The sequence below is a fragment of the Arthrobacter sp. A2-55 genome (assembly GCF_025548615.1).
GTDB classification, from domain to species: Bacteria; Actinomycetota; Actinomycetes; order Actinomycetales; family Micrococcaceae; genus Specibacter; species Specibacter silviterrae.
In genome coordinates, this window is record NZ_JAJLOZ010000082.1 from 1 (window position 1) to 19,645 (window position 19,645).

18 protein-coding genes are annotated in these 19,645 nt (G+C 65.5%); 14 read left to right on the top strand and 4 right to left on the bottom strand.

From position 1 onward, the window contains the following. Positions 1–1,469, bottom strand: a 1,469-nt coding sequence (locus tag LPN03_RS17890; RefSeq protein WP_262455363.1) for an ABC1 kinase family protein, incomplete at its 3' end; no start/stop codon positions are given. A 219-nt stretch (positions 1,470–1,688) separates the two neighbouring features. Between LPN03_RS17890 and LPN03_RS17895 the strand changes: the two genes are divergently transcribed. The 8 genes from LPN03_RS17895 to LPN03_RS17930 all read left to right on the top strand — a co-directional run bounded on the left by LPN03_RS17895 (position 1,689) and on the right by LPN03_RS17930 (position 12,414). Next, positions 1,689–2,168: a universal stress protein gene (locus LPN03_RS17895; protein WP_165183598.1), complete on the top strand. Its 480-nt coding sequence runs from the start codon at positions 1,689–1,691 to the stop codon at positions 2,166–2,168. Continuing rightward, positions 2,165–3,052 (top strand): non-homologous end-joining DNA ligase, encoded by an 888-nt coding sequence (gene ligD, locus LPN03_RS17900; protein ID WP_165183597.1) that lies wholly within the window; start codon positions 2,165–2,167, stop codon positions 3,050–3,052. The genes LPN03_RS17895 and ligD overlap by 4 nt, the downstream gene beginning before the upstream one ends. Positions 3,053–3,145: 93 nt before the next feature. Continuing rightward, a complete protein-coding gene (locus LPN03_RS17905; RefSeq protein ID WP_262455364.1) occupies positions 3,146–6,859 on the top strand; it encodes a nitrate reductase subunit alpha in 3,714 nt (1,237 codons plus the stop codon). After that, positions 6,859–8,568, top strand: a complete 1,710-nt coding sequence (gene narH / locus LPN03_RS17910; protein ID WP_165183596.1) for a nitrate reductase subunit beta — start codon at positions 6,859–6,861, stop codon at positions 8,566–8,568. Before LPN03_RS17905 ends, narH begins: the two co-directional genes overlap by 1 nt. Continuing rightward, positions 8,565–9,185, top strand: a complete 621-nt coding sequence (narJ, locus tag LPN03_RS17915) for a nitrate reductase molybdenum cofactor assembly chaperone (RefSeq protein ID WP_165183595.1) — start codon at positions 8,565–8,567, stop codon at positions 9,183–9,185. The genes narH and narJ overlap by 4 nt, the downstream gene beginning before the upstream one ends. 1 nt (position 9,186) lies before the next feature. Then, positions 9,187–9,933, top strand: coding sequence for a respiratory nitrate reductase subunit gamma (narI, locus tag LPN03_RS17920; RefSeq protein WP_165183594.1), 747 nt, complete (start codon positions 9,187–9,189; stop codon positions 9,931–9,933). A 24-nt stretch (positions 9,934–9,957) separates the two neighbouring features. Then, complete coding sequence (locus tag LPN03_RS17925; protein WP_165183593.1) at positions 9,958–11,199, top strand: MFS transporter; 1,242 nt, start codon at positions 9,958–9,960, stop codon at positions 11,197–11,199. A 132-nt stretch (positions 11,200–11,331) separates the two neighbouring features. Beyond that, entirely contained in the window at positions 11,332–12,414 is a 1,083-nt protein-coding gene (locus LPN03_RS17930) for an NADH:flavin oxidoreductase/NADH oxidase (RefSeq protein ID WP_165183592.1), read from the top strand. Positions 12,415–12,439: 25 nt separating this feature from the next. On the opposite strand, the gene LPN03_RS17935 is transcribed toward LPN03_RS17930, so the two are convergent. Further along, on the bottom strand, positions 12,440–13,114 hold the full coding sequence (locus tag LPN03_RS17935) for a DedA family protein (RefSeq protein WP_165183591.1): 675 nt from the start codon (positions 13,112–13,114) through the stop codon (positions 12,440–12,442). 112 nt (positions 13,115–13,226) lie between these two features. Here LPN03_RS17935 and LPN03_RS17940 point away from each other — a divergent pair, with 112 nt between their 5' ends. Beyond that, entirely contained in the window at positions 13,227–14,639 is a 1,413-nt protein-coding gene (locus LPN03_RS17940) for a sensor histidine kinase (protein WP_165183590.1), read from the top strand. A 24-nt stretch (positions 14,640–14,663) separates the two neighbouring features. Here LPN03_RS17940 and LPN03_RS17945 read toward each other — a convergent pair whose 3' ends face one another. Then, the gene (locus LPN03_RS17945) at positions 14,664–15,350 is read right to left on the bottom strand and encodes a response regulator transcription factor (protein ID WP_165183589.1); all 687 of its coding nucleotides are present in this window, start codon (positions 15,348–15,350) and stop codon (positions 14,664–14,666) included. Positions 15,351–15,448: 98 nt separating this feature from the next. On the opposite strand from LPN03_RS17945, the gene LPN03_RS17950 reads away from it, so the two are divergent. From LPN03_RS17950 to LPN03_RS17960, 3 genes are read left to right on the top strand one after another with little or no spacing between them, the layout of a single operon-like run. Continuing rightward, a complete protein-coding gene (locus LPN03_RS17950; protein WP_165183588.1) occupies positions 15,449–15,775 on the top strand; it encodes an ArsR/SmtB family transcription factor in 327 nt (108 codons plus the stop codon). After that, entirely contained in the window at positions 15,768–16,250 is a 483-nt protein-coding gene (locus tag LPN03_RS17955; RefSeq protein ID WP_165183587.1) for an SRPBCC family protein, read from the top strand. Before LPN03_RS17950 ends, LPN03_RS17955 begins: the two co-directional genes overlap by 8 nt. A gap of 1 nt (position 16,251) precedes the next feature. After that, positions 16,252–16,710 carry an SRPBCC family protein gene (locus LPN03_RS17960; protein ID WP_165183586.1) on the top strand — a complete coding sequence of 153 codons (459 nt, stop codon included), beginning with the start codon at positions 16,252–16,254 and terminating at the stop codon, positions 16,708–16,710. Positions 16,711–16,935: 225 nt separating this feature from the next. On the opposite strand, the gene arfB is transcribed toward LPN03_RS17960, so the two are convergent. After that, positions 16,936–17,358, bottom strand: coding sequence for an alternative ribosome rescue aminoacyl-tRNA hydrolase ArfB (gene arfB, locus LPN03_RS17965; RefSeq protein WP_165183585.1), 423 nt, complete (start codon positions 17,356–17,358; stop codon positions 16,936–16,938). 170 nt (positions 17,359–17,528) lie between these two features. On the opposite strand from arfB, the gene LPN03_RS17970 reads away from it, so the two are divergent. Continuing rightward, positions 17,529–18,401 (top strand): NAD-dependent epimerase/dehydratase family protein, encoded by an 873-nt coding sequence (locus tag LPN03_RS17970; RefSeq protein ID WP_165183584.1) that lies wholly within the window; start codon positions 17,529–17,531, stop codon positions 18,399–18,401. 9 nt (positions 18,402–18,410) lie between these two features. Beyond that, on the top strand, positions 18,411–19,442 hold the full coding sequence (locus LPN03_RS17975) for an aldo/keto reductase (protein ID WP_165183583.1): 1,032 nt from the start codon (positions 18,411–18,413) through the stop codon (positions 19,440–19,442). Positions 19,443–19,645: the final 203 nt, after the last annotated feature.

The following is a 19,645-nucleotide window of genomic DNA, read 5'->3' on the forward strand; positions in this document are numbered from 1 at the left end:
ACCACCCTGTTGCCGATGCGCTCGGCACGGGCCATGAGGGGTGCCAGTTCCTCGGCGCGCAGGTGCACTTCAACGCCGTCGTCGAGCTGTTGCAGTAGCCGCTCCAACCTGGCAGGGAGATTTGTGCCGAAGTCGGCCGCGTCAAGCCCCAGCTGCTTCAGCAGACCCGGCAGCTTGCGCGGGATGAGCCGCTCGAAGGCCAGCCGGCCGGCATAGGGCTTGAGTACTTCACCCAGGTTGAACTCGGGATTCAGGCGCACACCCATGCCTTCGGTCATGACAATCATTTTCGTCAGCATGGCGATCTCGCTGGGCAGCTGAAGGTGGTGGTTGCGCAGCAAGCCGAGCAATTCCGTGGCCAGGGAGGCCAGATGGATTTCACCCAAGGCGCGCCCCTGGTACTGTTCCATGAAGTGCGCCAGGTCCTGGCGGAGCGCGTCAGGATTTGCTGTCTTCCTGCTGATGGAGAGTTCCAGAAGGGCGCGGCATATTCGGTCAGGATCGTTCCGGCTGAAAGCGAGCAGGAGTTTGCCTAGCCGCTCCCGAAGCCCGTTACCAATTTCACCCACCATGCCGAAGTCAATCAGTCCGATCCGTCCGGTGGTCTCGACAAACAGGTTCCCGGGGTGAGGGTCGGCATGGAAGAAACCGTCCTCAAATATCATCTTGGCGGCCGCCCTGGCGGCCCGGTTGGCCAGCCCGTCCCGGTCCGGGGCGGGCAGGGCAGCCACGTCGGCGTCATCAATCTTGACCCCGTATATTCTTTCGATCGTCAGAACCCGGGACGTGGTGGTCTCCCAGAAGATCCTTGGAATGTGAATGCTGGCATCATGGGCGAAATTGGCTGCGAATCTCTCCGCGTTGCGCCCTTCCCGCAGGTAGTCCAGTTCGGCGCGCAGGGTTTCCGCGAAGGCCGCGGCCACCGCCTCCACGTTGTAGTCCGCCGCGGCAGCCCAATTGCGGCCGGCCTGGTGGGCCAGGTTCTGCAGAATCTCCAAGTCTTCCTGGACCTGGGCGACCACGCCCGGTCGGCGGACCTTGACGACGACGGCGGTGCCGTCATGCAACGTGGCCGCATGGGCCTGGCCGATGGACGCGCTGGCCAGGGGCGTGTCGGAGAAGGACTCAAACAACTCCTCGGGGACGGCCCCCAATTCCTGGACAATGACTGAACGGATGACCTCCGGGGAAACGGGCGGTGCCCCGTCCTGGAGCCGCGACAATGCCACCAGATACCCCTGGGGGAGAATGTCCGGCCGGGTTGAGAGCAGCTGCCCCAGCTTGATGAAGGTGGGGCCCAATTCTTCCAGCGCCAGGACCAGTCGGTCCGGATTGGCCAGCATGCCGGGCCTGTGCGGCATCGGACCCAGATGCAGCCGTCCTAGTCCCAGTGCAGCCGCGAGTGAACCGAAGCCATGGCGGGCCAGAATCTGTGCGACTTCTGCGTAGCGTTCAAAATGAGTGGGCACGATCCACAGCGTAGCCTGCCAGGGCCGGCAGGCCATAGGGAACAAGGTCCCCACTTCCGGACCCGGCTCGCTGGCTAGTTCAGCCCGGCCAGGGCGGTAATCCCACCTGTCCCAACTGTTTCACCTGTTCCGACTAGGGCCCTTTGACCCTAGCCACCGCCGATGGGACTGCGCCAGCATGGACCATGGAAAGACAAAACAGGAACGGGGTATTTCCGGATGAACGCCTTGCCGTCAGGGGGACGCATTGTGGTTGGCATCGATGGGTCCGCGGGCTCCGTCGCAGCCCTTGTGGCAGCCGCGCGCATTTCCCAGGCAACTGGTGCCCACGTGGATGCGGTGGCCTGCTGGAGCGTGCCAACTGCTGTGGCCCTCCCTTACGCCCTCGGCACCGTGGACCTTGAAAGTGGGGCACGCAAGGTGCTCGACAATGCCGTTGTTGCGGCGTTTGGTGAAAGCGCGCCTGACAATGTGACTGCCCGGCTAGTCCAGGGCCATGCCAGGCAGGTGCTGCTGGAGGCGAGCGACGGTGCCGACATGCTGGTGCTGGGACGCCGGGGACATGGCGGCTTTCCCGGTCTCGTCGTGGGCTCGGTCAGCCAAGCGTGCGTGGCCCACGCACGGTGCCCGGTGCTGGTCATGAACCACGAAGACTCCCCGGCAAGTGAAGCCCCGAACTGGCTGCTGGGTCCACAGTGACCCACCTGGATATTGTGGTTGACAGCACCACTGTCACGCTGGGCAATCCCGCAAAGGTACTCTACCCGTCCACCGGCACCACGAAGCTGGACGTGGCCCAGTACTACCTGCAGGTGGCGCCCGTCCTTATGCCGTGGGCGAGGGACAGGCCGGCAACCCGCAAGCGATGGGTGGACGGTGTGGGAACTGACGCGGACCCTGGTGAGAGCTTCTTTCAGAAGAACCTGGGAGCCGGGACGCCGGACTGGGTGCTGCGGTGCACGATGCACCACAAGGACCACGACAACAGCTACCCCCTCGTGAACGACGCACGCACCCTGCTGTGGCTGGCCCAGATTTCCGCCCTGGAAATCCATGTCCCGCAGTGGACGTTTGGGGCTGGCTGCACTCCCCAGCTTCCTGACCGGTTAGTGCTTGACCTGGACCCGGGGGAGGGTGTGGGCCTGGCCGCGTGCGCCGCCGTCGCCCTTCTGGCCCGGGACTGCCTGGACCGGAACGGCCTCGATTCCCTGCCGGTGACCAGCGGCAGCAAGGGCATCCACCTATACGCACAGCTGGACGGCCAACGCACCTCCGAAGAGGTTGCCGCACTTGCCCGGGAAATGGCCCTGTCCCTGGAACGAGACCACCCGCTCCTGGTGGTCAGCCGCATGGGCAAGGACCTGCGCCGCGGGAAGGTGTTTATCGACTGGAGCCAGAACTGGCTCGCAAAAACCACCGTGGTGCCGTACTCGCTGCGGGGACGGAAGCGCCCCACCGTGGCGGCGCCCCGGCACTGGGACGAGATCGTCCCCGGGGAACTGGCCCAATTGGACTACCGGCAGGTGCTGGTGCGGGTTACCAACGGAATTATGCCCACCATCCCGAAAGGCGGACACGCATGAAAGTTGCAATGCTGGCGCAAGAATTGGATCACCCATTTGTTGACTATTTCCCGCACTCTGGTCATCTGATTCGAGCTACCATAGGGTGGGGCCATGACTGCTAAAACATTTGTCGCGGGCCTTGACGGTCCTGCGTCGGACGCGATGTTGAAACTGGGGCGCTTCTTCACCAAATGGGAGGAAACCGATGATTCCCGCGCAGTTTTTCGGGAGGGCGGACGTGCCGGCGACATCTTTTATCGTGACCGGTGGAGCCACGACAAGGTGGTCCGCTCCACCCATGGCGTGAACTGCACGGGCTCGTGTTCGTGGAAGGTTTACGTCAAGGACGGGATCATCACCTGGGAGTCCCAGCAGACGGATTACCCGTCAGTGGGCCCGGACAGCCCGGAGTACGAACCGCGCGGCTGCCCCCGCGGCGCGGCTTTCTCCTGGTACACCTACTCACCCACCCGGGTGCGCTTCCCCTACGCCCGGGGTGTGCTCGTGGAGATGTACCGCGAGGCCAAGTCGAGGCTCCACGACCCTGTCCTGGCTTTTGCCGAAGTCGCAGGCGACCCGGAGAAGCGCCGCCGCTACCAGAATGCCCGCGGCAAGGGCGGCCTGGTCCGCACGTCCTGGGCCGAGGCCCTGGAAATTGCGGCTGCCGCCCACGTGAACACCATCAAGACGTACGGCCCGGACCGGGTGTCGGGCTTCTCGCCGATTCCTGCCATGTCCATGGTCAGCCACACCATCGGCACGCGCTTTGTCCAGCTCATTGGCGGGGTCATGACGTCCTTCTACGATTGGTATGCGGACCTTCCCGTTGCCAGCCCCCAGGTGTTTGGCGACCAGACCGACGTCCCGGAATCCGGTGACTGGTGGGACGCAACGTACCTGATGATGTGGGGCTCCAATGTCCCCGTCACCCGCACCCCGGACGCCCACTGGATGACTGAGGTCCGCTACCGCGGCACCAAGGTCATTGCCATCAGCCCTGACTATGCCGACAACACCAAGTTCGCGGACGAATGGCTCCCGGCCCAGGCCGGCACCGACGCCGCCCTCGCCATGGGCATGGGCCACGTCACTCTCAAGGAATTCTTCGTGGACCGGCAGGTGCCGTTCTTCCAGGACTATGTGCGCCGCTTCACGGACCTGCCGTTCCTGGTCCGCCTTGAAGAGCGCGACGGCGGGACGTACAGCGCCGGCAAATTCCTCACCGCCGCTGACATCACCGCCCTTGCCGGGACGGAGGACGCCGCGTTCCGGACCATGATGTTCGACAAGGCGGCAGGGCGGGCCGTGGTGCCCAACGGCACCCTGGGCGACCGCTATTCGGCCTCGGGGGAAGGCAAGTGGAACCTGGACCTGGCCGGAATTGAGCCGGCCCTGAGCCTGCAGGAAGTCTCCACCGATTCGGCCGAAATCTTGCTGCCCTGCTTTGAAGACCCCCAGGGCGCCGGTTCAATACTCCGGCGCGGGGTACCCACCCTGATGGTGGGAGGCCACCTGGTCACGACGGTCTTTGACCTGATGCTTGCCCAGTACGGGGTGGGCCGCGATGGCCTCCCCGGAGACTGGGCGGTGGATTACAACGACGCCTCAACCCCCTACACGCCGGCCTGGCAGGAGGAGATCACCTCCGTCCCCGCAGAGGCGTGCATCCGGGTGGCCCGCGAGTTTGCCCGCAACGCCGAGCAGTCCAAGGGACGGTCCATGATCATCATGGGCGCCGGCATCTGCCAGTGGTTCCACGGCGACACCACCTACCGTGCCGTGCTGGCCATGGTCATGCTGACTGGCTGCATGGGCCGGAACGGCGGCGGCTGGGCACACTACGTGGGCCAGGAAAAGACCCGACCGCTCACGGGCTGGGTGTCAGTGGCCAACGCCCTGGACTGGTCCCGCCCGCCGCGGACCATGATCGGCACCGGCTACTGGTACATGCACACCGACCAGTGGCGCCAGGACGGCTACTCGGCGGACGCCCTCAAGTCCCCGCTGTCCACCGGGCACCTGGACGGCATGCACACCGCGGACGCCCTGGCCCAGTCGGCACGCCTGGGCTGGATGCCCTTCTACCCCTTCTTTGACAGGAACCCGCTGGACATTGCCGACGACGCCGCGGCCGCCGTCGCCGCCGGGGAGGCTCCGGACGAGAAAACCTGGGTGGCCCGGTCCCTGAAGGACAGGACCCTGAACCCGGCCATCGAAGACATCGACGCCCCGGAAAACTGGCCGCGCACGCTCATTCTGTGGCGATCGAACCTGTTCGGCTCCTCCGCCAAGGGCAACGAGTACTTCCTGCGCAACCTGCTCGGCACCCACAACAACGTCATGGGCCAGGACAGCGAAGCATCGCTGAAGCCCGTCGACGTGAAGTGGCACGAAAAGGGGCCCGAGGGCAAGCTGGACTTCCTCATGTCCGCGGACTTCCGCATGACCAGCACCACCCTGCTCTCCGACGTCGTCTTCCCGGCGGCCACCTGGTACGAAAAGCATGACCTTTCCTCCACGGACATGCACCCCTTCGTGCACGCCTTCACCCCCGCCATCGACCCGCCATGGGAAACCAAGACGGACTTTGAAATGTTCACCCTGCTGGCCGAGGAATTCTCACGCCAGGCCGCGGTGCACCTGGGCACCCGGCGCGATTTGGTCACGGTGCCGATGATCCACGACACGGTGGGCCAGATTGCCCAGCCCGGCGGCGTGGTCCGGGATTGGCGCAAAGAGGGGATCGACGGCGTACCCGGCCACAACATGCCCAACTTCACCGTGGTGGAGCGGGACTACACGGCCATCGCCCACAAGCTGGCCGCCGTCGGGCCCCTGGCGGACACGCTGGGCTTCACCGTCAAGGACGTCAACTACAAGCTGGATGAGGCACTTGGCAGTCTGGCCAAGGCGAACGGTGTCATGATGGGCGGCTTTGCCCATGGGCGGCCAGCCATCGACACGGACGCGAAAATGGCCGAGGCCATCCTGACCTTTTCCGGCACCTGCAACGGCCAGCTGGCCGTGGCCGGCTTCAAGGAGCTGGAGAAGCGCACCGGCGTCAAGCTGGTGGACCTGGCGGAAGGCTCGGAGGAAAAGCACATCACCTTCGCCATGACCCAGGCCGGCCCGGTGCCGGTCATCACCTCCCCGGAATGGTCCGGCTCCGAAACCGGCGGCAGGCGCTACTCGCCGTTTACCCAGAACATTGAGCGGCTCAAGCCATTCCACACGCTGACAGGGCGGATGCATTTCTTCCTGGACCACGACTGGATGATCGACATCGGCGAGGCGCTGCCCATCTACCGCCCGCCGCTTGACATGCACCGGCTGTTTGGCGAGCCCAAGATCGGGCCCAATTCCGAGTTGGAGGTGGTGGTGCGCTACCTGACACCGCACTCGAAGTGGTCCATTCACTCCGAATACCAGGACAACCTCCTCATGCTCTCGCTTTCCCGCGGGGGGCCCACGGTCTGGATGAGCCCGCAGGACGCCGGCTCCATCAAGGTCGCGGACAATGACTGGGTGGAATGCGTCAATATGAACGGGGTCTTCGTGGCCCGTGCCGTGGTCAGCCACCGCATGCCCGAGGGCGTGGTTTACGTTTACCACGCACAGGAACGCACCATTGACGTGCCGAAGTCGGAGGCCACCGGCCGCCGCGGCGGAATCCACAACTCGCTCACCCGCCTGCTGGTCAAGCCCTCGCACCTCATCGGCGCCTATGGGCAACTGACCTACGCATTCAACTACCTTGGCCCCACGGGAAACCAGCGGGACAACATATCCACCATCCGGCGCCGTTCCCAGGAGGTGCAGTACTAATGAGAGTTATGGCCCAGATGGGCATGGTCATGAACCTGGACAAGTGCATCGGCTGCCACACGTGCTCGGTCACGTGCAAGCAGGCCTGGACCAACCGTGCGGGCGTGGAATATGTCTGGTTCAACAATGTTGAAACCCGGCCCGGGCAGGGCTATCCGCGGCGCTATGAGGACCAGGAAAAGTGGAAGGGCGGCTGGGAGCTGAACAAGCGCGGCCGCCTCAAGCTCAAGGCGGGAGGGCGGGTGAAGAAACTGTTCGGCCTCTTCGCCAGCCCCCTCCAGCCGGAGCTGAAGGACTACTACGAACCCTGGACCTACGACTACAAGACCCTGGTGGACGCGCCTTTGGGCGACGACTTCCCGGTGGCGCGGCCCAAAAGCCTGATCACCGGCAAGGACACCAAGATCACCTGGAGCGCCAACTGGGACGACGACCTTGGCGGCACCACGGAGATGGGCCACCTGGACCCGATCGTGGAGAAGGTCCGCCGCGAGTCCGAGGACAAGATCAAGCTCGAGTTTGAGCAGACCTTTATGTTCTACCTGCCCCGTATTTGCGAGCACTGCCTGAACCCGTCCTGCATGGCCTCCTGCCCTTCCGGCGCCATCTACAAGAGGGTGGAGGACGGCATTGTGCTGGTGGACCAGGACAAATGCCGCGGCTGGCGGCAGTGCATGACAGGCTGCCCGTACAAGAAGATCTACTTCAACCACAAGACCGGCAAGGCCGAGAAGTGCACTTTCTGCTATCCGCGCATCGAGGTGGGCCTTCCCACCGTGTGCTCGGAAACGTGTGTGGGCCGGCTGCGCTACCTGGGCCTCTTCCTGTACGACGCCGACGCGGTCACCGCTGCTGCCTCCGTCACCGACCCGCAGGACCTCTACCAGGCCCAGATGGACATCCTGCTGGACCCGAATGACCCCGCCGTCATCAAGGCCGCCCGCGAGCAGGGCATCCAGGAGGACTGGATTGACGCTGCACAAAAGTCGCCCGTCTACGCCCTGACCAAGGTGTACAACGTGGCTCTGCCGCTGCACCCGGAATACCGGACCATGCCCATGGTCTGGTACATTCCGCCGCTCTCTCCCGTGGTGGACCTGTTGCGGGACCAGGGCCACGATGCGGAGGACCGGGACGTGCTGTTCGGCGCCATTGACGCACTGCGCATTCCCGTGGAGTATCTGGCTGAGCTGTTCACGGCCGGGGACGTGGACCGCGTTACCTTGGTGCTGCGCAAGCTGGCGGCCATGCGTTCCTACATGCGCGGCATCTCGCTGGGCAACGACCCGGATGAGTCCATACCGGCGTCCGTGGGCATGGACGGGGCCACCATGTATGAGATGTACCGGCTCATGGCCATCGCCAAGTACAGCGAGCGCTACGTCATCCCCAAGGCCCACGCCGAACAGGCGCACGACCTGGAGGAAATGGGCTGCTCCCTGGACTTCGACGGCGGCCCCGGCATGGGTGCCATGGGGAATTCGCCGTTTGGCGAGGCGAGCGGCCGCCCCACCCCGGTGGCTGTGGAGACCTTCCACGCCCTGCAGGACCGGCAGACCTCGGACTCCCTTGCGGGCTCCGACACCCTGCGGGGCCGCGTCAACCTGCTCAACTGGGACGGCAACGGGGCGCCCGAAGGGCTTTTTCCGCAGCGCCACCCCACCGAACCGCCGGTCCAAGCGGACATTGAGGGTGGTGGGGGCTCGTGAGCCGCAAGGTCCAGGTGACCTTCCTGGCCGCAGCCTGGTGCCTGTCCTACCCGGACGCCGAGCTGGTGTCCCGCGTGCCCTTGGTGCGCGCCGCCCTGGGCGAGTTTCCGGGCGCAACCGGCCCCTTCGCCGTCGTGCTTTCACTGTTGGAAAACACCTCCCTGATGGAACTGCAGGGCCAGTATGTGCAGGAGTTTGACCTGGGCAAGCGCCACGCCCTGCACCTGTCCTACTGGACCGACGGCGACACGCGCCGCCGCGGCGAGGTGCTCGGTGCATTCAAAAAGGTGTACCGGGGCAGCGACATCCTCGTCGACACCCGCGGCGAACTGCCCGACTACCTGCCCATGGTGCTGGAGTACGCCGCCACGGTGGACCTGGCGTCGGGCCGGGAACTTCTGCAGCGGTACAGGCCCAGCCTGGAACTGATTAAGTTCGGACTTCGGCGCGACAACCTGCCGCACGAATCCATTGTCCAGGCCGTCTGTGATGCACTGCCCGGCGCCTCGCCGGCGGACGAGCAGGCGGTCATGCGGATGGCTGGCTACGGCCCGCCCACTGAATCCGTGGGGCTCGATCCCTACGACCCGCGCCTGCTGCCAATGAAAGGGAACTGAAATGGACTTTCTTCTGTGGGGCGTGCTGCCCTACGTCATGTTCATCGTGCTGGTGGGGGGACTCATCTGGCGATATCGCTACGACCAGTTTGGCTGGACAACCAGGTCGTCCCAGCTGTACGAATCCCGGCTCCTGCGCATCGGTTCGCCCATTTTCCACTTTGGCCTGCTGGCGGTGATTGCCGGGCACTTCTTTGGCCTGGTCATTCCCAAGTCCTGGACCGAAGCCGCGGGCATGAGCGAGGGGCTGTACCACTTCAACGCCCTACTGGTGGGCAGCATTGCCGGGGTTGGCACGCTGGGTGGCATCCTCATCCTCATCTACCGCCGCCGCAAGACCGGGCCGGTGTTCATGGCCACCACCAACAATGACAAGCTCATGTACGTGGTGCTGGTGGCTGCCATTGCCTTCGGCCTCTGGACGACTGTGGCCAGCGTATTTTCCAACGACCACGGAATCACCTACCGGGAGACCGTTTCACCCTGGTTCCGTTCCCTGTTCATCCTCCAGCCTGACATCGCCTCGATGGCGGCCGCGCCCCTGGCCTTCCACATGCACACGCTGGTCGGCATGGTGCTGTTCACCATCTGGCCGTTCACCAGGCTGGTCCATGCATTCACGGCGCCCCTGCACTACCTCTTCCGCCCCTACATCGTGTACCGGTCGCGGGACAAGGGCGCCAGCGTGCCAGCCCGCAGCGGCTGGTCCGAAGTGGGCACGCACGACCGCGACACCAGAAAACGCTAAGACCCAAGCTTCGAGGAAGTGACCATGCCGCAGACCAGGAAATCTCCATTGCCCGCGCAGCCACCCTTGCAGGGCCAGGCCCTGAACCTCGCTCTCGCCACCGCCGCCTCCGTGGTGGGATTTTGGGCCTGGAACATTATCGCAACCCTCAGCACGCACTACGCCAGGACCATGGAACTCTCGGCGGGGACCATGGGCGTCCTGGTCGCCATGCCCATATTTGTCGGCTCGCTGGGCCGCATTGTGGTGGGCATACTGACGGACCGGTACGGCGGACGGGCCCTCTTTACCTTTGTCCTGCTGGCCACCATTCCCACAGTGTTGCTGGTGGCGCTGGGCGGATCCTTGAATTCCTTCGCCCTGGTGCTGGCGGCCGGCTTTCTCCTGGGTGTGGCCGGAACAGTCTTTGCCGTCGGGATTCCCTTTGTCAGTGCGTGGTACCCGCCTGCGCGTCGCGGCTTTGCCACGGGCGTATTCGGCGCAGGCATGGGCGGCACGGCACTCGCCGCGTTCTTGAACCCCCGTTTGGTGGCCCTGATTGGCTACGCGCCCACCCACTTTCTCATAGCCGGGGTGCTGGCCGCCATGGCCGTGCTGGTGTGGTTCTTCATGAAGAACGCCCCCGGGTGGACGCCCAATACAGCCCCGGTTGTGCCGAAGCTGCTCGATGCCGCCAAGCTGGCGGTCACGTGGAAGCTCTGCTTCCTTTACGCGGTTGTCTTTGGCGGTTTCGTATCCTTTGCCACATACCTGCCTACGTACCTGCGGGACGTTTACTCCTTTTCGCCGACAGACGCCGGGGCCCGCACTGCCGGCTTTGCCCTGGCAGCAGTGATTGCCCGCCCCATCGGCGGCGTGCTGGCTGACAAGATCGGCTCCAAGCCCGTGGTCGTGGTATCCGTGGCGGGTGTGGCCGTCCTTGGCTGGCTGGTCGCCCTGCAGCCGGTGGCGGACGTCCAGGCCGGGCCGGTGTTCCTGGCCATGGCCGCCGCGCTGGGCCTGGGCGCCGGTGGCGTGTTTGCCTGGGTGGGCGTGCTGGCACCCGACGGCAAGGTGGGCGCCATTACCGGGATCGTCAGTGCCGCAGGGGGATTGGGCGGCTATTTCCCGCCGCTGATCATGGGCATGACCTACAACCCGGCGGCCACCAACTACAAGTACGCGATCGGGCTGTCCCTGCTGGTGGCCACGGCACTCGTGGCTTTGGTCTTCACCTGGTTCTTCGTCAAGACGCCGCAGAAAGAGGGCGCCCCGCAGCGCAACTGAAGCGATGCCTGGCGGCGACGGTGATCGGCGGGCTGGATGACGTAAGTTTGATGGGGGAGGTCCTGAGGGTTGCCCGGCGGCCTGGGCATTCCCGGCCTGACCCGTCCCACGTGGAAAGAAGTATGAACTTTCATGGTGCCTTCGCTTTTTGATCCAATCACCGTCAGGGGCGTCACCGTCCGCAACCGGCTCTGGGTGACCCCCATGTGCCAGTACTCGGCCGAAAACCAGGACGGGATGCCCACCGACTGGCACCTGGTGCACCTGGGATCCTTTGCCCGGGGAGGTGCCGGCGCAGTGTTCACCGAAGCCACGGCCGTGGTGCCCGAGGGCCGCATCTCCCCGCAGGACCTGGGGATCTGGAACGATCAACAGCGAGACATTTTTGCCCGGATAGTGGCATTCATCCATTCCCAGGGCGCCGTTGCGGGCATCCAGCTGGCCCACGCGGGCCGCAAGGGGTCCACCTTCCGCACCTGGGACGAGCGCCGGGGGACTGTTCCCGTGGCCGACGGCGGCTGGCCCACGGTGGCTCCCAGCGCCGTCGGCTTTCCCGGCTATGAGGCCCCGGCCGCCTTGACCGTCGAGGGAATCCGCGGGGTCACTGAAGCCTTCGCCGCCGCTGCCCTCCGTGCCGTGGACGCCGGCTTCGACCTCATCGAAATCCATGCCGCCCACGGGTACCTGCTCCACCAGTTCCTGTCTCCGCTGAGCAACACGCGCACTGACAGTTACGGCGGGGCACTCGCTAACCGGGCCCGTGCCCTGCTGGAAACCATCGACGCCGTCCGGTCGGCGGTGGGCGGTTCAGTCCCCATCTCCGTGCGCTTCTCTGCCACGGACTGGGCCGACGGCGGCTGGTCACTGGAGGACACACAGACTGTGGCACGCTGGGCCGCCGAGCATGGGGCGGACCTTGCCGACATTTCCACGGGCGGCAACGTCCCCGTGCACGACATTCCCGTGGGCCCGGGCTACCAGGTTCCGTTCGCCACGGCCGTCCGCACGGCCGCCGGGGTGCCGACCATCGCCGTCGGGCTGATCGACGAGCCCCACCAGGCGGAGCAGATCATCGCGACCGGACTGGCCGACGTGGTGATGGCAGGGCGTGAATTCCTGCGCGACCCGAACTTCGCGCTGCGCGCCGCAGCCTCCCTGGGTGTGAAGGTTTCCTACGCCCCCAGCCAGTACCACCGGGCGCCCATCACCCGCTGATCAGGAGCCCTCCGCGCGGCGGGCGTCAGGCGGCCGTATCGAGTTTGGCGCCATTTCCGTGCGCCTGCTCGGGGAGGGAGCGCTCTGCCTGCTCCGCGCGTGCCCTGCGCTGCTTCCGGACGCGCCACACGATTGCCGCGCCGGCAATGACGGCCAGCCCGCCAATGGTGACAGTCTGGCCGACTCCCTTGGCAATGCTTTGGTAGGCGTTGCCTGCGAAGTATCCCAGCAGCACAGCCCCTGTTCCCCAGAGGAGACCGCCCACGGCGTTAAAGGCCAGAAAGCGCCGGTAGGGCATCCGGGACATGCCGGCCAGGGCGGGCATGACGGCGCGGAAAAAGGCAGTGAACCGGCCCAGCGTAACGGCTGCTGCACCGCGGCGGGCCAGGAAATCCCGGGCCGCGTCCAGCTTCTGCTCGTGTTTGCGCAACAGGCGCATCTTGAGCACCCGCCGCCCGTAGTGGCGGCCCACCTCGTAGCCCACCGTGTCACCAACTATGGCGGCCAGAATGACCAGGGAGATGACGAGCCACAGGTGGAGGTGGTGCTGGCTCGCCAGGACGCCGCCCAGGATGGCCGCTGTTTCCCCCGGGAGGACAAAGCCGATGAACAGTGCGTCCTCGGCGAAGACCAGTGCGGTGATGAGCAGGTATGCGGCCACAGGGGGCACCTGCAATATCGTGTTGATTAACGTGCCCATCGGCCTTCCTTCGTCTTCTTCACTGCCAGCTTGTCATGGGGTTGCTGAGAGGAGCCTGAGCCGGCGGGTGCTGCAATTGCGCGGGGGCCCGCGGGGCGTGCATGGTTGAACCATGACACCTTCCCGCGTGCGGCCAGCCACCTCCCGACGCCGGAGGCGGCCCCAGTGGGGTGTGCGGAAACGGGCGACGGCGACTGCCGTCGTCGTCGTTCTCCTGGCCTTGCTGGTCGGGGGACTTTTGCTCCTGTTGCTGCTGCAGGCTTCGCTGATCAACACCACCGAAGCGGCGGCAAAGTCCAAGGCGTCGGACGTCGCCGTCATGATCACCAGCCAGGACGTCCAGGAGGCCGGGCAGTCGCTGGCCGCCACGGCGCACAGCGGGCAGTACGTGCAAATCATCAGTCCGCAGGGGGCGGTGTCCGCCTCCTCGGAGGGTTCTGCCGCCGGCAAGCCGCTTTCCGCGCTGCGTCCCGGGCCGGGGGAGACGCTGACCGAGAGTGTTTCCAGCCTGGCCAGCATTGGGGATCCGGACGCGTTCCTGGTGGTGGCCCGGGGCGTGGGCACGCCGCAGGGCACCTACACGGTGGTGGTGGCCTCGACCGTCCAGGTCCAGTCTGACTCGGTGGCCACTGTGGCATGGTTCATCCTTGGCGCGACGCCCTTGCTGCTGGCGGTGGTGGGGGTGTCCGTGTGGATCCTGGTGGGCAGGTCGCTGCGCCAGGTGGAGAGGATCCGGGGGCAGGTGGCCGGGATCGATGCCGCCCGGCTGGATGAGCGCGTGGAGGTGCCCGCCAGCAATGACGAAATTCACGGACTGGCCCTGACCATGAACATGATGCTCGACCGGCTTCAGGCCTCCGACGCCGAACAGCGGAGGTTCGTCTCGGACGCCAGCCACGAGTTGCGCAGCCCGCTTGCCACGATCAGTGCCGGGCTGGAGATCGCCGCCTCGGACCCCAGCGGGGACTCGTGGCGGGACCTGCAGGGCATGCTCAGCGGGGAGACTGCACGCATGCACTACCTGGTCGATGAGCTGCTGACCCTCGCCAAGGCGGGCGGCGCCGGCATGGACACCATTGCGGCAGACGTGGACCTTGACGACGTGCTGGACGCCGAGATTCGCCGCCTGCGTTCCCTGAGCCCGCACGCCGTCACCGCCACGCTGACCCCTGTCCGGATCAAGGGTGATGCCCAGCGGCTGGGCCAGGTGGTTCGCAATGTCCTCGACAACGCCAACCGGCACGCCCGTTCGAGGATTGCGGTTGAGATTGTGGAGGGCCCCGGGGGAGTGCGCGTGGTCATCGACAACGACGGCGACCCCGTGCCGGAGGCGGACCGCGAGCGCATCTTTGAGCGTTTTGTGCGCCTCGATGCAAGCCGCTCGCGCGAGAGCGGCGGCAGCGGGCTGGGACTGGCCATCGCCGCAGCCATCATGGGGGCCCACCGCGGGACAATCACGGCCACGGTGTCCCCAACAGGCGCCTGCCGTTTCGAACTGCTCTTTCCGCCGGGCAGCGCCACGTGATTTCCGGGGTGACGGCGGAGGTGTTTAGGCTGACGGGGCGCGGTCGGCGCTGAGCCGGTAGCCCATGCCGCGGACTGTGGCCAGCGTGGCGAGGTTGAACGGAGTGTCGATCTTGCGGCGCAGGTAGCCCACATAAACCTCCACCACGTTTTCGCCGCCGTCGAACGCGGGGTCCCAGACATTGTCGAGAATTTCCGCCTTGGAGACCACGTCGCCGTGCCTGCGCATCAGGAACTGCAACAAGCCGTATTCCTTCGCGGTCAGGGAGATGGGACTGCCGCCGCGCTGCACGCTGCGGGTCACCGGGTCCATGGTCAGGGTGCCCAATGTCATCACGACGGGCCGTTCCGGAGCGCCGCGGCGGATCAAGGCCCGCAGCCGGGCCACGAGCACCAGGAAGCTGAATGGTTTGGTGAGGTAGTCGTCCGCGCCCAGGTCAAAGGCATCGGTTTGGTCGTACTCGCCGTCCTTGGCCGTTAGCATCATGACGGGCGTCCAAATCTTGCGGTCCCGCAGTTCACGGAGCACGTCATAACCGTTCTTCAGCGGCAGCATGAGGTCCAGGAGGATCACGTCGTAGGGGTTTTCCGTGGCGGCCCACAGTCCGCTGACACCGTCGTGGACCACGTCGACAATGAATCCCTCGTTGGAGAGCCCGCGCCGGATGGTCTCGGCCAAAAGGACCTCGTCCTCCACCAACAAAATCCGCATGCGCTTCCTTCCCTTGTCCTAGAAGTATGGACAGCCCATCCTGAGAGCTTCCTGAGAAAGCCTTGACATGGCGCCATGGTAAGTGAAGACTTACGTTCGTGGATACTTACCGAGCAGACGATGCCTGGGAGGCTTTGGGCGACCGCACCCGGCGGCTGATAGTGGAACGCCTGGCCCGGGGGCCTGCGGCCGTTGGCGAATTGGCCGCCGGGCTTCCCGTCAGCCGGCCGGCCGTGTCCCAGCACTTGAAGGTGCTCAAGGCTGCCGGGCTGGTGACCGACCATGCAGAGGCCAATCGCCGCATCTACCGGCTCAATCCTGCCGGGGTGGGGGCGTTGCGGGACCAGCTGGACACCTTCTGGGGCCGGGCGCTGGAGAACTACAAGCACACAGTCGAAGAAGTAGAGGAGCAGGAAAATGGCTGAACAGGAATCCTCGGTGGTTCGCAGGGAAATCGTTGTTGAGGCGCCGTTGGAGCGCGCCTTTGCCGTCTTCACGGGGCGTTTCGGCGACTTCAAGCCGGCGGAGCACAACCTGCTGCAGGCGCCGATCGCCGAAACCGTTTTTGAGCCGAAGGTGGGCGGCCACATTTTCGACCGTGCCGTTGACGGCAGCGAATGCCGGTGGGCACGTGTCCTTGCCTATGAACCGCCCGGCTTGGTTGTGTTCAGCTGGGATATTGGGCCGCAATGGGAGATTGAAGGCAACCCGGACAACACCAGCGAGGTGGAGGTGCGGTTCACCGCCGTCACCGCGCAGCAGACTCGCGTGGAACTGGAACACCGCCACATCGACCGGCATGGCCCCGGCTGGCAGGCCGTCGGCGAGGGTGTGGGCGGCGACGCCGGTTGGCCCCTCTACCTTGCCCGCTACGCTGCGCTGTTCGTGGAAGGCAATTGACATGCCGGCCGTCGTCACAGCCATTGCCGTCAACCGGCAAGCGGCCGATGTTTTCGCCTATGTGACTGATCCCGCCCTCTTTGCCGAATGGCAGGAAGGGGTGGTCAGCGGCCAGATGCTGACGGAGGGCAGTCCCCAGGTGGGCTCCCTCTGCACCACCACCCGGCGAATCGGTTTCGGCAATCGCACCAGCACCTCGGTGGTCACGCACGTCAACCCGCCGGGGTCGTGGGGCGTCCGTGGGACGGACGGACCCATCCGGGCAACAGTGGACGTCACGGTTGAGCCTTTGGCCCCCGGGAGCTCAAGGCTGACGATCTCCGTGGACTTCGAAGGCCGGGGCATCGGGGCGCTGCTGGTGCCGCTGGTGGTCCGCGGCCAGGCCCGCCGGGAAATGCCGGCCAACGTCGCGCTGCTCAAGCAGCGGCTGGAAGGCGGGGGAGGCCCCGCGCAGGATTGACCGGGCCCCGTCCTGGTGGCGCACGCACGCCGGCCGTGCTGGTCAGCACCGGGCTGCCAAGGTCGCGGGTGGGCAAGGCGCTCAAGGCGGACATCAAGAAAGTCATGCTCGGGCGGGAGTGCCACCGACTGCGCGGTCAGTATGCAGCGTTGGCGGCTTTGAATTCTGTAAGTCGCCAACGCTGCTGACTCGAACTCGTTGCGGGGCCCGTCTGGCGTGTGAAGCTCAGTCGCCGGGTGGCCGGCGGCGCAATGCCTTTGTGGCTGAACGGTGCACCTTGGCCGCGTAATGCCGGCGCTTTGAGCCCTGGGTGGGTTTGGTGGCCCGGCGGTTGGGGGCGTCAGGGGCCAGGGCTGCAGCGACAATTGCAGCCAGTTTGCGCATCGCAATTTCACGGTTGCGCAATTGGGACCGCTCCTCTGAAGCTGCCACCGTAATCACTCCGGCCACCAGCCTGCGTCCCAGCCGCGCCAGCAGCCTTTCCCGCTGCTCGTCAGACAGAACGGCCGATCCAGCAACATTCCAGAAAAGCTCGGCTCGGCTGTCCGAGGTGTTCACATGCTGCCCGCCCGGTCCTGAGGAGCGGGAGAACCTCCAGCCCAATTCCGATGCCGGAATGGTCAGCGCGGGCGAAACGTCCAAGTCCATGCGCCCAGTCTTTCACGGAGGTCCAGCCTGCCCCGCGCGCCGCCGTCGAACGTGCCTAGGACTGGGAGGGCCACGCACCGGGCCCGGCCGTGGACCTACTGTGGAAGCAAGGGCAACGTTCCGGCAGTCAGCCGGAGTGCGGGGCCGTTAGCCAGACCGAGGGAGAAACCATGAAAATTGCAGTGACCGGTGGAAGCGGCAAGCTCGGGCGCCATGTGGTGCGCCGCCTCACCGACGACGGGCACCAGGTCCTGAACCTGGACCGGGCAGGGGAGCGGAGCCCCCAGCTCGCCGTCGTGGACCTGCGCAACTACGGCCAGGTGGTGGACGTTCTCCTGGGACTGGATGACAGGCACAGCGGTTTCGACGCCGTCGTCCATCTGGGGGCCATACCGGCACCGGGCATCATCCCGGACGCCGCCACCTTCGAAAACAACATGCTCTCCACCTACAACGTGTTCCAGGCCGCCCGGCGGGCCGGCATCAAGAAGGTGGTGTACGCCTCCAGCGAGACGGTGCTGGGACTGCCGTTCGACGTCGACCCGCCCTATATCCCGGTCGATGAGGAGTACCCTGCCCGGCCGGAAAGCACGTATTCGCTCGTCAAGCACCTGGAGGAGCAGATGGCCCGGGAACTCACCCGCTGGGACCCGGAGCTGAGCATCGTGGCGCTGCGGTTCTCCAACGTCATGGACGTCCAGGACTATGCGGCCTTCCCGTCCTTCGACGCCGACCCTTTGGCCCGCAAATGGAACCTCTGGGGCTACATTGACGGGCGCGACGGCGCACAGGCAGTGGCCAGGGCCCTGGAAAACGGCAAGCCCGGCTTTGAGGCGTTCATTGTTGCCAACGCCGACACCGTCATGGAGCGCAGCAGCGCGGACCTGGCCGCCGAGGTGTTTCCGAAGGTTGCCGTCACCCGGGAACTGGGCGAACACGAGACCATGCTATCCATCGACAAGGCCCGGCGCCTGTTGGGATTCGAGCCCGAACACAGCTGGCGGGACCACCGGCCGGACCGTCCTTCAACCACTGACAACTAAGGAGACACCATGCAGTACCGCACGCTGGGCACCAGCGGCGCCGTGGTTTCACACTACGCGCTGGGCACCATGACCTTTGGGGCCGAGGCCTCGGAGGAAACCTCGCACGACATCCTTGACGGCTATGTTGACGCCGGCGGAAACTTCATCGACACCGCGGACGTCTACACGGCCGGAGCTTCCGAGGAGATCATTGGCCGCTGGCTGGCGGCCCGCCCCGGCGTGCGGGACCAGCTGGTGGTCGCGACCAAGGGCCGCTTCCCCACCGGCACGGCCCCGAACGACGTCGGCACCTCTCGCCGCCACTTGACGCGTGCCTTGGATGCCTCCCTGCGCCGCCTGGGTGTGGAGCAGATTGACCTGTACCAAATGCACGCCTGGGACCCCATCACGCCGCTGGAGGAAACCCTGCGCTTCCTGCACGACGCCGTGAGCCAGGGCAAGATCGCTTACTACGGCTTCTCCAACTTCCTGGGCTGGCAGCTGACAAAGGCCGTCCATGTGGCCCGGGCCCACGGGTGGAATACTCCCGTCACCCTGCAGCCGCAATACAGCCTGCTGGTCCGCGACATTGAACTGGAGGTGGTTCCTTCCGCCTTGGACTCGGGGGTGGGCCTGCTGCCGTGGTCGCCGCTGGGCGGCGGCTGGCTGTCCGGAAAATACACGCGTGACGTGCCGCCCACGGGTGCCACGCGCCTGGGCGAGAACCCCCAGCGCGGCATGGAGGCTTGGCAGGCGCGCAATGACAATCCGCACACCTGGGACGTGATCGGGGCGGTGGAGTCCGTGGCCAGGGCCCGCGGCGTGGGGCCGGCCCAGGTGTCCCTGTCCTGGCTGGCCGGCCGTCCCGGAGTAACGTCAGTGATCCTGGGTGCGCGGACCGTTGCCCAGCTGGAGGACAACCTGGCTGCATCTCGGCTGGAACTATCGTCGGACGAGGTTCGGCAGCTCAGTGACGCCAGCCGGCCTCAGGTGGGCGTGTACCCCTACGGGCCAAAGGCAGAGGAGCAGCGCAGCCGGAACATCGAGGGAGGCAGGTAGCGCCCCGGAGTCCGCTTCCGAGGGCATGGTCGACGCCGGCTGAGGGGTGCTGTTTGGCCAAAAAATAGTTGTCCACAGATTTGCCGCTTTCAAGCACCAGCGGCCGGAAATGTCAGTGCCCGAACGTAGAATAGAGGTACAAAGAAAATATATTCCACTGAATTCGTGGGGAATATATTTTCTGATATTGACCAGATGATTCT

Coding starts and splice junctions, on each gene's coding strand:
- LPN03_RS17940 (WP_165183590.1), top strand. CDS start 13,227: ATGACACCTTCCCGCGTGCGGCCAGCCACCTCCCGACGCCGGAGGCGG.
- LPN03_RS17945 (WP_165183589.1), bottom strand. CDS start 15,350: ATGCGGATTTTGTTGGTGGAGGACGAGGTCCTTTTGGCCGAGACCATC.
- narI (WP_165183594.1), top strand. CDS start 9,187: ATGGACTTTCTTCTGTGGGGCGTGCTGCCCTACGTCATGTTCATCGTG.
- LPN03_RS17930 (WP_165183592.1), top strand. CDS start 11,332: ATGGTGCCTTCGCTTTTTGATCCAATCACCGTCAGGGGCGTCACCGTC.
- narH (WP_165183596.1), top strand. CDS start 6,859: ATGAGAGTTATGGCCCAGATGGGCATGGTCATGAACCTGGACAAGTGC.
- LPN03_RS17935 (WP_165183591.1), bottom strand. CDS start 13,114: ATGGGCACGTTAATCAACACGATATTGCAGGTGCCCCCTGTGGCCGCA.
- arfB (WP_165183585.1), bottom strand. CDS start 17,358: ATGGACTTGGACGTTTCGCCCGCGCTGACCATTCCGGCATCGGAATTG.
- LPN03_RS17955 (WP_165183587.1), top strand. CDS start 15,768: ATGGCTGAACAGGAATCCTCGGTGGTTCGCAGGGAAATCGTTGTTGAG.
- LPN03_RS17960 (WP_165183586.1), top strand. CDS start 16,252: ATGCCGGCCGTCGTCACAGCCATTGCCGTCAACCGGCAAGCGGCCGAT.
- LPN03_RS17975 (WP_165183583.1), top strand. CDS start 18,411: ATGCAGTACCGCACGCTGGGCACCAGCGGCGCCGTGGTTTCACACTAC.
- LPN03_RS17970 (WP_165183584.1), top strand. CDS start 17,529: ATGAAAATTGCAGTGACCGGTGGAAGCGGCAAGCTCGGGCGCCATGTG.
- LPN03_RS17905 (WP_262455364.1), top strand. CDS start 3,146: ATGACTGCTAAAACATTTGTCGCGGGCCTTGACGGTCCTGCGTCGGAC.
- LPN03_RS17925 (WP_165183593.1), top strand. CDS start 9,958: ATGCCGCAGACCAGGAAATCTCCATTGCCCGCGCAGCCACCCTTGCAG.
- LPN03_RS17895 (WP_165183598.1), top strand. CDS start 1,689: ATGAACGCCTTGCCGTCAGGGGGACGCATTGTGGTTGGCATCGATGGG.